Genomic DNA, 12,372 nt, shown 5'->3' with positions numbered 1-12,372 from the left:
CTACTTTCCAGCCTCCGCGCTCGCTCCGCCGGCCTCACCCACGACGACCGGGTCCTTGATGAACTGCTCGTCCGGCCCGGGCTTCACGATCGCCTCGATGGCCTTCCCGACCGGCTCGCCGTTGAAGTAGCCCTGCAGCGTGTACGTGCCGGCCTCGATCTCCATGGCGAAGTTGCCCTGACGATCCGGGTAGGCGACGGCCACCGCCCTCGGCTCGACGACGATCCACGACCGGACGCTCGGGGCGAGCTGGTCGCGGAGCTCGTACTTGCCGGGGCCTGGCGGTGTCCAGGCGCGGGTCTTGGCCGCGGCGATCTCGACCGGCTGGAGCCCTTTGTTGCCGACGTCGTAGATCTTGTGCGGGAACGGGTCCTGGTTCTCGAACTGGATCTGCTGGCCCTCGGCGACGACGAGCGTCACCGGGGAGGTGCGCCCGCCCGCGATGACGATCGAGCGCGGCGTCTTGAGCGGCGCGCCCTTCTCGCCGAGCGCGGCGATGCACAGCTCCTTCGGCGCGTAGCCGAAGAGCGCGCGGACATCGGCGCGGACGGTCGGGGACGGCTCGCGGAAGGTGTACCGGTTCGCCTTCGGGTCCTTGGCCTCGTTCCAGACCGGGTTCAGGAGCTTGGGCATGCCCGTGGCCCGGCCCTTGATCGTCACCGCCGCCAGGGCGGCCCCGGGCACGGTGAGGATCGCGAGCGTCAAGGCCAGGCGCCGGACGAAGCGCGAGCTGCCGGGGAGGCGGCGCGCGAGGTGGCTTGACGACCCAAACCGCGCTGCGCCGACGAGCGGGCGCTGCTCGTCGTGCTGCGCACCTGCAGATCGAGGGGATCTCGTATCCATCGCAGGCCCGAAGCTACCGGAAGGGGGATGAGAACGGAAACAAAAGCCGGGCCGTGCGCCGCGCGCCCCGCCCGCGCCGCCCTCCGGGCTCCCCGTTCCTTGTGCGGTGTGCTTGGCCTTGTCCGGTGCCGCGAGCGCCGCGGCACCGGACAAGGCGGGGGTACCCCCCGCCGTCAGGTGATGCCGCGGTGCGCCGGTCGCCGCGCGCATGTCGAGGGCATCAAAAAACTGCGGGCCGCTTGGACGGCCCGCAGGGGAGAGATGTTCCGTACCGCCGAGGACGTGGGCCGAAGGACTTGAACCCCTAGCATAGCTGCTAGGTGGGAGCCTAAGTACCGCTTCAGGCTTCCCGGTGAATGGTTCCGGGCCTAGCTCACCACGGTATCGTTGTTGGCTCCCTGGTTCTTGCTTACTCGGGATTCAATCGTCCAGCGCCTCACGAAGTCGGCAGAGGGAACAACCATAGGATAGTTCACTGGGCGGCTCCGTCAACAGCTCTTCCGCACGTTCTCATGTTTTGATGGTCGCGTTCGCCGGTCACCGTTCGCCGTTCGCCGTTCACATCGCTCGCACGGGTCATGCATGAATCGCGCAAGGATCTCGCCCGATTCACCCGTGAGTCCTGCACGCGTCATGCGCGAGAGGCGCGAGATGCGCGAGAGCCTGATGGCGTACGGGTAGCCCCGAGCTGGCCGGCGCCTAGCAGGTCGGCGAGCCCGGGTGAGAGAACAGCGCGACGATGGGGGCATGGACGAGGCCGTTCGACGCCACGATGTTGCCTGTGTAGTAGTTCGGCGGACCGCCGTCGAGCGCGGTGATGACGCCGCCCGCGCCGCGCACGATCGCGCTTCCGGCGGCGACGTCCCATGCATGCAGCCGGCGCTCCCAGTACGCATCGTAGGTTCCGTCCGCGACCATGCAGAGATCGATGGCCGCGCTGCCGCAACGACGCACGGCCTGCGCGTTGCGCTTGACGGTCATGAAGGCGTCGAAGTTGTTGTCCGGCGCCCGGTCGCGGATCGGCGGGAAGCCGGTCGCCACCATCGCGCGCTCCAGCGACGCCGTGGCGCTGACCGCGCATCGCTCGCCGTTGCGGCGCGCCTCTCCGTCGATCGCCGCCGTGCCCACCGGCGCGCGAGCGGCGCCGCGCGGCCGGAAGCCCGTCCAGCGGAGCCCGAGCGCGGGCGCGACGACGGCGCCGGCGACGGGCACGTCGTCATCCATCAGGCCGACGGACACGCACCAGAACGGATGGCCGTGGACGAAGTTCGTCGTGCCGTCGAGCGGATCGACGTACCAGACGAGCCCGCCGCGCGGCTCCGCGCGGCGCGCGGCGCTCTGCTCCTCGCCGACGACGGCGACGCCGGGCGTGAGCGCGTCGAGCCGCGCGACGAGCAGGTCCTCGCTCGCCCGGTCGAACTCGGTCACGAGATCGTGCGGCCCCTTCTCCTCCACGTGCAGGCCGCGCGGCCCTGCCCGGAACCCGGCCTGGACGAGCGCTCCCGCCTCCTCGGCGACGCGCAACGCGATCTCGGAGAAATCGAGCAGCTCGGCTGATCCGCGCCCGCTCATCGCGCCCCCGCCGACAGCGCGCCGCGGAGCTTCTCGTAGATGCCGCCGAACGCCCCGTTGGACAGGAGCGCGATCGTGTCGCCCTCCCGCGCGTCGCGCGCGATCGCGGCGACGATCGCTTCCACCGAGGCCGCCGCCTCCGCGCGCTTGCCCCCGCGCTCGATGTCGCGCACCAGCCTGTCGAGATCGAGCCGCTCGCCGGCGGCGATGTCCGGGCGCCCGAGCGGCGCAAGCACGACGCGGTCGGCCGCGTCGAACGCGCGCCCGTAAGGCTCCTGGTGGAGGGCGCGGCACGCGGTCGCGCTGCGCGGCTCGAACACCGCCCACAGCGCGCCTCCCGGGTGCCTGGACCGGAGCGCGCGCAGCGTCTCGTCCACCGCGGTCGGGTGGTGCGCGAAGTCGTCGTAGACGCGGACCCCGCGCGCCTCGAAGAGGAGGTCCTGCCGGCGCCGGACGCCCGCGAAGCCGGCGAGCGCCGTGGTCGCGGTCGAGAGCGGCACGCCGAAGCCCTGCGCCGCGGCCGCGATCGCGGCGATGGCGTTGCGCACGTTGTGGTGCCCCGGCATCTGCAGGGCGAAGCGCCCGGCCAGGACGCCGCCGGCGTACAGATCGAACGACTGGCCGCTCTCGCCGGCCTCCGCGGGCGCGGCGAGCCAGTGCGGCGGCTGCCCGTGCGTGTCGTCGCCCTCGAGCGCGAACCACGCCACCTCTGCGCGCGCCGATCGCGACACCAGCTCGACGACCCGCGGATCGTGCGCCGCCGCCACGAGGAGCCCGGTCTCCGGGATCCGCTCGACGAACCCGCGGAACGCCGCCTCGTAGGACGCGGCGTCGGGGTAGATGTCGATGTGATCGTGCTCCATCGACGTGACGACGCCCACCTCGGGCTGGTAGTGCCAGAACTTCGGCGTCTTCTCGAAGAAGGCGGTGTCGTACTCGTCGCCTTCGACGACGAACGGCGTCCTGCGGCGCCCAGCGCCCGCCTCGCCGAGGAGCGGCAGGCCGCGGCGGTCGCTCGCCGAGGAGGCGCTCCGGGGCAGGCGGAAGCTCGCCTCGAAGTTCTTCGGCAGGCCGCCGATGAGGAAGCCAGGGTCCCTGCCCGCCTCGTGAAGGATCCACGCGCACATCGAGCTCGTCGTCGTCTTGCCGTGCGTGCCGGCCACGACGAGCGGGGAGCGGCCGGTGAGCATGTGATCCGCGAGCGCGTGCGCCATCGTGGTCACCCGCATGCCTCCGTCGATCGCGGCGCGGGCCTCGGGGTTCGTCGGGCGGCAGACGTTGCCGATCACGACGAGATCGGGCCGGGGGTCGAGGTGCGCGGGATCGAACCCGGTCAGGAGGCGGATGCCCCACCGCTCGAGGGCCGGCCCCATGGGCGGGTAGAACGAGGCGTCGGAGCCCGAGACGTCGTGCCCCGCGGCCTTGAAGAGCCCCGCCAGCGCACCCATGCCGGTGCCCGCGACGGCGACGAAGTGGACGTGCATCGCGGCGCAGTGTGCCCGAGCGCCCCGGGGGGGCAAGGGGGCATCCGCGCGAGAGCTCGCCAGACCGCGCCGGTCCCAGGGAGTCGCCGCGCGCCGCGTCCGCGACGTCTGGAGTCGCGCGCGCGATCTCGTTGCGGGGATACCGAAGAGAACGAGCGCGCCTTGACTCGACATCTCGCGCTCCGCGCGTTGACCGGTCCTGGCAGACTCCCTGTCTGGACGGCTCGACCGAGGCGGCGAGCTGCGCTGCGGCTCGCGTCCAGCGTCAAGGCGGATCGACGAGCACGAGCGGCCTCAGCCGCTTCAGCGACCGCCGGCCCAGCCCCTTGACCCGGAGCAGGTCATCGACCTTCCGGAAGCGCTTGAGCTTGGCTCGCAGCGCCAGGATCGCGGCCGCCTTCGCCGGGCCGACGCCGGGAAGGCGCCGGAGGTCCGCCTCGGTCGCGAGGTTCAGCACGACCTTTCCGTCTGCGGTCACGCCGCCGCCCGCAGGAGCGCCGGCCCCGCCATCGCTGGGCGGCGGCGGCTCTACCGCTGCAGCTCCCGCGTCGGCGCCGGGCTCGGAGGTGGCCTGGGGCGGCGGGCTTCCGGCCTGGGGCGGCGGGCTTCCGGCGGAGCCGAGCGGCGCTGGATCGCCGGCGACCATCGCCAGCTCCGCGGTCGGGTCTGTCGGGCGGGCCGGGTTTGCCGGGCGGGCCGGGAGCAGGCTCAGCGCGTGCCCGGAGCCCACGAGCGCCAGCGCGAAGAACCCCGCAATGTAGGCCGCGACCTTGCCGCCCAGCGCGGTCCAGGCCGAGTCCCTCAGCGCTGCCAGCGCCCGCTCTCGCCAGGGGCGAATCACCTCGTTGTCCTGCACTGCATCGGCCGGCCCGGCGGGCGAGCCTGTCTCCTTCGATGTCGCTTGCATCGTGCCGCGTCTCCTTCCGGTCTTCCCGTCTCGTGCCAAGGACGTCGCCCTCCGCGCACCCGTGAGCGGCGTTCGTCTCGTCGGCGTCGCCGCCAAGCGAGCGGCGTGCCGGCGCGCGCTTGCCAGGAAACCCGAGCAAATCCCGGGTGGGAGGCGCTCCGGGGCCTGGCGCCGCCATGGCGGAGGCGCGCGGCGCGGTCGACCTCGCCGCCGGGCGGCCGAGCGCCGTGTCTCGAGCGAGAAGCTCGGCTACCATCAGCGCCCCGGGCGCCCCGCGACCGGCGGCATCCGCCACCGCCGCGAGGCGCTCACCACGAGGTCTTATGCCCCACGATCCCCGTCGCTTCGTTGATCCCGGCCCCGCGGGGCGCTCGCGCCGAGGCTTCCTCGGCGGGCTCGTCGCCGGCGCCGCGGGCGCCGCGCTCCTCGGCCCGCGCGCGGCGTTCGCGGAGGCGCCCCTGAGCCTCGCGGCCGCGCCGCCCCCCGGCTTCACGCCGCTCTCCATTCCGGGGAAGATCGTGAAGGTCACGAAGTCGAACTCGATGCAGCCGAACGGCCTCTGGCCCGACGCGTCCGCGGCGAAGGTGATGCTCGAACGGGCGATGGCCGAGCTCACCGGGAAGGCCGACCTCGGGGCCGCCTTCGCGCGGTTCGTCCACAAGGACGACCGTGTGGCGATCAAGACCAACGGGATCGCCGGCCAGAAGGGGGCGACCATGGCCACCAACAAGGAGCTCGTGCTCGAGATCGTGCGCGGGGTGATCGCGGCGGGCGTCCCCGCGGAGAACGTGGAGATCTTCGAGCAGTACCCGTCCTTCCTCGCCGGCACCCGCTGCGCCGACCGCAGCGCCAAGCCGGCGGCCGAGTTCCCGGCCGGGATCCGCGCCGCGGTGCACGAGAACAAGGACGCGGTGATGCCGAGCATCTCGGTCTGCGGCATCCCCACCAAGTTCGTGCGCCCGTTCACCCAGGCGACGGCGGTGATCAACGTCTCGCTGATCAAGGACCACTCGATCTGCGGCTATACCGGCTGCCTCAAGAACATCACCCACGGCGCGACCATCAACCCGCACTCCTTCCACGAGCACACCGCGAGCCCGCAGATCGCGGAGCTCTACGGGCAGGACATCGTGAAGAGCCGTGTCCGCCTGCACATCACGGACGGCTTCAAGCTCATCTACGACCAGGGCCCGCTCGACAAGAACCCGAAGCGGCGCGTCCTCCACGAGTCGGTCTACGCGACGACCGATCCGGTCGCGATGGACGTGATCGGCTGGGGCGTGGTCGAGACGTGGCGCAAGGAGAACGGGTTGCCCACGCTGAAGGAGGCGAGCCGTGAACCTTCGTACATTCGCATCGCGGGCGAGCTCGGTCTGGGCGTCTTCGACAAGAATAAAATCGCGATGCGCGAGGTCGGATTGTAGCGGCGCCGCGGGATCCGCCCGCGTGACCGCCGTCGATGAGGCCGCTCGCCGAGGCTCGTGTTGCTCATGTCCTGCTCCAGGTCGACTGCGCGCTCGTCCACACGCCGGAGGGCCGCGCCGGTGGTCCCGGTCCTCGCGTCCCTCGCGCTCGTCGCCTGCAGCAGCACCCCCCCGACGAGGCCGCCGGGGTTGCCTCCGACGCCGGCGTCGGTCACCCGCGAGAACCCGGGGGGCGACGCGGCAGACCCCGAGCGGGCCGCGCTAGAGCGGCTGCTGGCCGAGCCGTGGGGGAGGCGGCAGGACCGGTTCAACACGCTCGACGTGCCCCTGGTCGACTGGAAGAGCTGGCGCAGGGTGCGGATCTTGACCTACCCGACGCGCGCGACCTTCCGGTACGGCGACGAGCACTACGCCGCCCTGTCGGTCGTCTACACGACCACCACGGGGCCGAGCGACCCCGACAGCTGCCTCGACGAGTTCTGGGCGAAGAACGCGCCGCTCGCCGACGGTTATGGCGTGCGGCTCGGGGAGGCGCAGATCATCCGCACGACGCAGGAGATCGACGGTGAGGTGCGGCCGCTCGTGTTCAAGGTCCTCCAGGGCAGCGTCGACTCGGTGCTTGCGAGCGACGAGTACGTCGGCGCGATCGCCGTCTACGAGTCGTGGCCGGGGACATGCCTCGTGGCCGCGATGGCCGTGAAGTCGACCCAGCACCCCGAGCTCGCGCGCCGGGTGCGCGACCGCTGGATCGACGAGGGCGCCCCGAAGCTCAAGTGGACGTCCGGCATCACCGACGCGCCCACGACCAGCGCGCGGTAACGGCGCCGCCGCGCCCTGGCGATGGCCGGCGATACCGCCAGGGCGGCGTCGCGGCGCCCCGCGAGATCACGGTCCTCCGGGCGCCGGGCTCTCCGCGGCCTCGAGCGACCACGGCGCGCCCTGAGCCACGCTGTGGAAAACAACGCAAGCGGCCGCGATGAGCAGGCCGACGGCGACCATCCAGGGGACCCGGAGCGGCGGCAGGACGCGGCTGTCCAGAACGACCTCGCTGTGCCGGTCGCACGAGGCGGAGGCGGGCTCGACGGCGGCGTCCGTCGCCGTGGGGCCGCCGAGATCGTTCGCCGGCGCCGCCAGCATGGCGGCCATGGTCGTCTGATCATCCATCGCGCAGCGAAGCGGGGCCGCGACCGCGCCTATCGCGCTCCGCTTCACGATGGCGCTCCGCTCGGACGGCGGTGGGACGGGGATCGCCCGCAGCGACTCCGACGACGGCAGGGAGGCCGGCACCTGCACGATCGCGGAGAACGCTTCCATCATCTCCTTGCCCGACTGGAACCGCGCCTCCGGATCGAACTCGAACGTTCGGGCGAAGAACGCGTCGATCCCGGGCGGGAGCTCCGGCGCGAGCTCGGACGCCTTCGGGAACGACGTCTGACAGATGTGCCTGACCAGCTCATTGATGTTGGCGCCCGCGAAGGGACACTGGCCGGTGATCGCGCGGTAGAGGATCACCGCCATCGACCAGAGATCGCTCCTGTAATCGACCTGCCTGGGCGCCATGGTCTGCTCGGGGCTCATGTACCTGGGTGTCCCGAGGACCATGCCCGTCTTCGTGATCCGATCGCGCGAGCAGGACGACTTCGCGACGCCGAAATCGACGACCTTGACCAGATCGTCGCCCGCCGAAGATGTGATGAAGATGTTCCCCGGCTTCAGATCCCGGTGGATCACCCCCGCGGCGTGGATCGCGTCGAGCGCCTTGCCGAGCTGCGTGAACAAGGCCGTCGCCTGCGCGAGCGGGATCCGCTCCTCGCGCTCGAGGCGGCGATTCAGGTCCTCTCCCTCGAGGTACTCCATGACGATGAACGCGCAGCCGCGATCGACGCCGTAATCGTAGGTCTCGATGACATAGGGGCTCCGGACACGCGCGGACGCGCGGGCCTCGCGCTCGAAGCGGGCGATGAGCTCCGGCTCCGTCGCCGCGAAGCTCCGGATGAACTTGATGACGACCCGCCGCCTGAGCTTGATATCGAAGCCCAGCCACAGATCACCCATCCCACCGCCTCCCAGCCTGCGCTCGAGACGGTACTTGTCCATGACGGCACGACCTTCAGCAGTCTCCTTCATGGCTCCGCACCTGCCACCCAATGCTCTAGCCTGGGACAAGTGATCACCTGATTCCTGTCGAAGGGCCCACCCCCAATACTACGCCTGATCAAACTATAGAGCAATCCGTCCGGGCGGTGAGCTGAAAACGTCCCGAAACAGAGCGCAGCTCACAATGAATGAGCATACTGCGCCGAAGCGCGCGTGGCGCGTGTGTGACTCTATGCGACTCGATGTGACTTGAGGTGAATCGATGTCCGTCGAGGTGCGGCGGACTGCGATTACAGGATGTCGAATGGGTAGGCGCGATCCGCATAAGCTCGCACCGCGATGGCCTTGCGCAGCTCGTCGTCGTTCTTCTGGAAGTCAGCGACGTGCTGCCTCAGCCGCTTCTGCGCGATGCCGGTGAACACGGTCGTGAGATCGATCTCCCGCCGCGCCCCGTCCTCCCCGCGCCGCTCGATGGCCCGGGTCGTGCGCGAAATGCACGCGGCCATGCAGTACAGGTCGATGGCCATCTCCGCGATGCGGCGCTGCGCGTACTGCATCTCCGCGATCTCCCGCCCGTGCTTCCGGAGCATGTCCTCGCTGTGGGTGGCGAGCTCGGAGGTGCAGTCCTCGAAGATCACCGCCTCCCGGCTGAGCAGCGGGTGCGCCTTCGACATCCGCTCGCGCCCGAGCACCGACCGCGCCTTGCGGAGCGCGAAATCGCTGAGCAGCCCGAAGCCCTTGATGGGCTCTCGCATCGCCTTCGCGACGTCCGCGAGCGACTTGCCCGGGCCGCTCATCCCGGAGAGCGCCATGAAACAGCGCAGGATCTCGTTCGTCCCCTCGAAGATCATGTTGATCCGCGCGTCGCGCAGGTGCCGCTCGTAGGGGTACTCCTCCATGTAGCCGATGCCGGCGGCGATCTGGAGCGTCTCGTTGACCACGAACCACAGGGTCTCGCTCCCCATGACCTTGCAGATCGCGCTCTCGATAGAGAAGTCGGGGACCTTGGCGTCGGCGAGGCTCGCCGTCAGGTACGTGATGGACTCGAGCGCGTACGTGTGCGCCAGCATCGTCGCGATCTTGTCCTTGATGAGCCCGAAGTCGCCGATGCTCCGGCCGAACGCGCGCCGCTCCTGGACCCGGTCGAGCGCCATCCGGATCAGCGTGTTGCACGCGCCCACGCACCCCGCCGAGAGCCCGAGGCGCCCGTTGTTGAGCACCTCGACGGCGACCTTGAAGCCCTTGCCGACCTCGCCCAGAACGTTCTCGCGCGGGACCTTCACGTCGTCGAAGAAGAGCTCCGTCGTCGAGGAGCCGCGGATCCCGAGCTTCTGCTCGTTCGGCCCGCTCTTCACGCCCATGCTCCGCTCCACGATGAAGGCGGTGAGCTTCGGCTTCTTGCCCTCCTCGAGCGCCGAGGTCCGGGCGAACACCGTGAAGACGTCGGCGAAGCCGCCGTTCGTGATCCAGATCTTCGACCCGTTCAGGGTGTAGTACGAGCCGTCGGCCGACATCTCGGCGCGCGTCCTGATCGCCGCGGCGTCGGAGCCGGCGCCCGGCTCCGTCAGGGCGAAGGCCGCCATCCACTCGCCGGTCGCGAGCTTCGGGAGATAGCGCTGCTTCTGCTCCTCCGTCCCGAAGAGCTGGATCGCCTTGAAGCCGATCGACTGGTGCGCGCCGAGGGTGACGGCGATCGACGCGTCGAGCCCGCCGATCTCCTGCATCACGCGCGCATACGCCATGTTGCTGAGGTTGACGCCGCCGTGCTCGGCAGGGATCTGCAGGCCCATCAGGCCGAGCCTCTTCATCTCGGCCAGGACGCCCGGATCGATGGCGTGCTCCCGGTCGATCCGGCTGCTGTCGACGCTCGACGCGAAGAACCTCCGCACGCTGTCGAGCATCATCGACGTCGTCTCCCGGTCCTCGGCGGGCATCTCGGGATACGGGAAGATGATGTCCTCGGCGATGATGCCGTGGAAGAGGGCCTTCATGAAGCTCTGCTCTATCGTGGGAGGCATCGGACCGTCCTTTCCTGGAGCAGGCCGCTCGGCCTCCGCGGGAGCGCGCGGCGCGCCCGGCCTGCTCAGTGCGTCTTCCTCGGCGTCCGCACGGACTCCGCTGGGCTCTCGTCCTTCACGGGCCCACCGGCTTCGTCCACGACGACGGGCGCGACCGCGCCCCGCGCGCTCGAGGAGGACGGCGGCACAGCGCCCCGAGTGCTCGCGGGGGGCGGCGGGACAGCGCCTCGCGCGCTCGAGGAGGGCGGCGGGGCGGCGCTCCCGTCCCGACCCGGCGCGCTGGACGCGGGGACGGGCGTGGGCGTGCCGGGGCGCGTGGGGTGCGGCGTGACCGTCGGCGGCGCAGGCGTGTGCCCGGCGCGATCGCTCTCGCGCTGCCACGGGTACTTGATGCGCCCGTGGTACATGTTGACCAGCGTCGACGCCATCCGGCTCGTCATGATGCGCAGGTCCTCGATCGTCAGCCCGGATTGATCGAGCTGACCAGACGCGAGCTTCGAGAACATCACCCGCTGGATCATCTCCTCGAACTTCTTGTGCTCGGGCGGCCAGATGGTCCGCGACGCCGCCTCGATGGAGTCGACGAGCATCAGGATGGCCGTCTCCTTCGTCTGCGGCTTCATGCCGGGGTAGCGGAAGTGCTCCTGCGTCAGGTCCTTCGGGTTCCCTTGCTCGACGCACTTGTGCCAGAAATACTCGACGACCTGCGTGCCGTGGTGGGTGTACGCGAACTCGACCACCGGCTCGGGGATGTTGCCCTCACGCAGGATCTTCGTGCCCATCACGACGTGCGCCATGATCGCGTCGGCGCTCACCTCCGGATCGAGCTCCTCGTGCGGCGATCGCTCGCCGGGCGGGAGGTTCTCGATGAAGTACTTGGGCTGCACCGTCTTGCCGAGGTCGTGGTAGTAGGCGCCCACGCGCGTCAGCAGCGCGTCGGCGCCGATCGCCGCGGCCGAGGCCTCGGCGAGGTTCGCCATCGCGCGCGCGTGCTCCCAGCTGCCCGGCGCCTCTGCCGCCATCTTCTTGAGCAGCGGCTGCTCCAGGTCGGTGAGGTCGAGCAGCTTGTCGCGGGGCACGTGCCCCATCGCCCGCTCGGCCGGCTCCCTCAGGCTCCGACCGAGCACGCCGACGAGCAACCCCCCGCCGATGCAGGCCAGCACGTTGGAGCCGAGCCAGCGCTTCAGATCGGCGCCGAGATCGAAGCTCCCCTCGAACAGCACGGTCAGCGCGATGAACCCGATCGCGCCGGCGATGCCCGCCAGGCTGCCCGCGACGAACAGCTGCCGCGAGCCCTTGCGCTTGAAGAAGAACATCGTCGCGGCGATGCCGCGCACGAGCAGCACCGACAGGAGCACGACGTCGAACCGGAGCAGCGACGACGCGATGAACGCGACCCCGACCTCGACGAGGAACGCGGTCCGCCGATCGAACGCGATCGCCACCCAGAGCGGGAGCGCCGCGACCGGCATCCAGAACTCGGGCAGCGCCGTGAAGAGCAGGAGGAGCTTCGCGACGATGAGCGAGCCCGTCATCAGGACGAACATGCCCACCTGCGTGCGGAGCAGCCGCACCCGGTTCTGCCCGAAGCGACGCAGGTAGACCGTCAGCATCAGGCAGACGATGAGGTAGATGGCGTACATGCTCGCGAGGCGCGCGCCGAGCCCGGGCCGCCGCATCCGCCGCACCGTCTCGTACGCCATCGCGGCGTTGTGATCCTCGTTGTGCTCCGAGAGGACCGTGCCGCGCGGCACGATCACGCGCCTGTGCTCGTACGAAAGCGTGAAGCTCCCGTCGTGCGTGTCGCGCACGATCCGCGGACCGTACGGGACGCGCAGCGTCACGGGCGCAGGCATGCCCATCTCGGGGCTGAGCGCAGGGATGAAGAGCTCGCCCACGCCGAGCACGGCGAAGCACGCCGCGAAGAGGGCGCTCAAGACGAAGCCGGCGAGGGGACCTGCCCGGATACGCGTGCGCAGCATGGAACCGCTCGGTCTCGTCCGCTGGTGCAGCCTGAGAAACGGTTG

9 protein-coding genes and 1 other RNA gene are annotated in these 12,372 nt (G+C 70.5%); 2 read left to right on the top strand and 8 right to left on the bottom strand.

The genetic code is table 11. From position 1 onward, the window contains the following. From WME73_RS42605 to WME73_RS42585, 5 genes are all read right to left on the bottom strand, one after another. Positions 1-843, bottom strand: a complete 843-nt coding sequence (locus WME73_RS42605; protein ID WP_437913321.1) for a hypothetical protein — start codon at positions 841-843, stop codon at positions 1-3. A gap of 264 nt (positions 844-1,107) precedes the next feature. Further along, positions 1,108-1,300, bottom strand: a non-coding RNA gene (gene ssrS, locus WME73_RS42600) — 6S RNA. Between the two features lie 242 nt (positions 1,301-1,542). Then, complete coding sequence (locus WME73_RS42595) at positions 1,543-2,415, bottom strand: inositol monophosphatase family protein (protein ID WP_437741991.1); 873 nt, start codon at positions 2,413-2,415, stop codon at positions 1,543-1,545. Further along, positions 2,412-3,899, bottom strand: a complete 1,488-nt coding sequence (locus WME73_RS42590; protein ID WP_437741990.1) for a UDP-N-acetylmuramate--L-alanine ligase — start codon at positions 3,897-3,899, stop codon at positions 2,412-2,414. The genes WME73_RS42595 and WME73_RS42590 overlap by 4 nt, the downstream gene beginning before the upstream one ends. A gap of 265 nt (positions 3,900-4,164) precedes the next feature. Further along, a complete protein-coding gene (locus WME73_RS42585; protein WP_437741989.1) occupies positions 4,165-4,806 on the bottom strand; it encodes a ComEA family DNA-binding protein in 642 nt (213 codons plus the stop codon). A gap of 323 nt (positions 4,807-5,129) precedes the next feature. Here WME73_RS42585 and WME73_RS42580 point away from each other — a divergent pair, with 323 nt between their 5' ends. Together WME73_RS42580 and WME73_RS42575 are read left to right on the top strand one after the other, a co-directional pair. After that, entirely contained in the window at positions 5,130-6,230 is a 1,101-nt protein-coding gene (locus WME73_RS42580) for a DUF362 domain-containing protein (protein WP_437741988.1), read from the top strand. Between the two features lie 120 nt (positions 6,231-6,350). Beyond that, positions 6,351-7,049: a hypothetical protein gene (locus tag WME73_RS42575; protein ID WP_437741987.1), complete on the top strand. Its 699-nt coding sequence runs from the start codon at positions 6,351-6,353 to the stop codon at positions 7,047-7,049. A 66-nt stretch (positions 7,050-7,115) separates the two neighbouring features. On the opposite strand, the gene WME73_RS42570 is transcribed toward WME73_RS42575, so the two are convergent. The 3 genes from WME73_RS42570 to WME73_RS42560 all read right to left on the bottom strand — a co-directional run bounded on the left by WME73_RS42570 (position 7,116) and on the right by WME73_RS42560 (position 12,327). Beyond that, on the bottom strand, positions 7,116-8,327 hold the full coding sequence (locus WME73_RS42570) for a serine/threonine-protein kinase (protein ID WP_437913320.1): 1,212 nt from the start codon (positions 8,325-8,327) through the stop codon (positions 7,116-7,118). Between the two features lie 290 nt (positions 8,328-8,617). Further along, on the bottom strand, positions 8,618-10,345 hold the full coding sequence (locus WME73_RS42565) for an acyl-CoA dehydrogenase family protein (RefSeq protein WP_437913319.1): 1,728 nt from the start codon (positions 10,343-10,345) through the stop codon (positions 8,618-8,620). A gap of 65 nt (positions 10,346-10,410) precedes the next feature. Further along, positions 10,411-12,327 carry an HDIG domain-containing metalloprotein gene (locus WME73_RS42560; protein ID WP_437741984.1) on the bottom strand — a complete coding sequence of 639 codons (1,917 nt, stop codon included), beginning with the start codon at positions 12,325-12,327 and terminating at the stop codon, positions 10,411-10,413. Between the last annotated feature and the right edge of the window lie 45 nt (positions 12,328-12,372).

This window comes from Sorangium sp. So ce302 (assembly GCF_051530145.1).
In the GTDB taxonomy this organism is placed as follows: Bacteria; Myxococcota_A; Polyangia; order Polyangiales; family Polyangiaceae; genus Sorangium; species Sorangium cellulosum_B.
This window is presented reverse-complemented; position numbering and strand designations above follow the sequence as displayed.

What these genes read in the sequence shown, in the direction of transcription:
- WME73_RS42605 (WP_437913321.1), bottom strand. Translation starts at nt 843, where the DNA reads ATGGATACGAGATCCCCTCGATCTGCAGGTGCGCAGCACGACGAGCAG.
- WME73_RS42595 (WP_437741991.1), bottom strand. Translation starts at nt 2,415, where the DNA reads ATGAGCGGGCGCGGATCAGCCGAGCTGCTCGATTTCTCCGAGATCGCG.
- WME73_RS42590 (WP_437741990.1), bottom strand. Translation starts at nt 3,899, where the DNA reads ATGCACGTCCACTTCGTCGCCGTCGCGGGCACCGGCATGGGTGCGCTG.
- WME73_RS42585 (WP_437741989.1), bottom strand. Translation starts at nt 4,806, where the DNA reads ATGCAAGCGACATCGAAGGAGACAGGCTCGCCCGCCGGGCCGGCCGAT.
- WME73_RS42580 (WP_437741988.1), top strand. Translation starts at nt 5,130, where the DNA reads ATGCCCCACGATCCCCGTCGCTTCGTTGATCCCGGCCCCGCGGGGCGC.
- WME73_RS42570 (WP_437913320.1), bottom strand. Translation starts at nt 8,327, where the DNA reads ATGGACAAGTACCGTCTCGAGCGCAGGCTGGGAGGCGGTGGGATGGGT.
- WME73_RS42565 (WP_437913319.1), bottom strand. Translation starts at nt 10,345, where the DNA reads ATGCCTCCCACGATAGAGCAGAGCTTCATGAAGGCCCTCTTCCACGGC.
- WME73_RS42560 (WP_437741984.1), bottom strand. Translation starts at nt 12,327, where the DNA reads ATGCTGCGCACGCGTATCCGGGCAGGTCCCCTCGCCGGCTTCGTCTTG.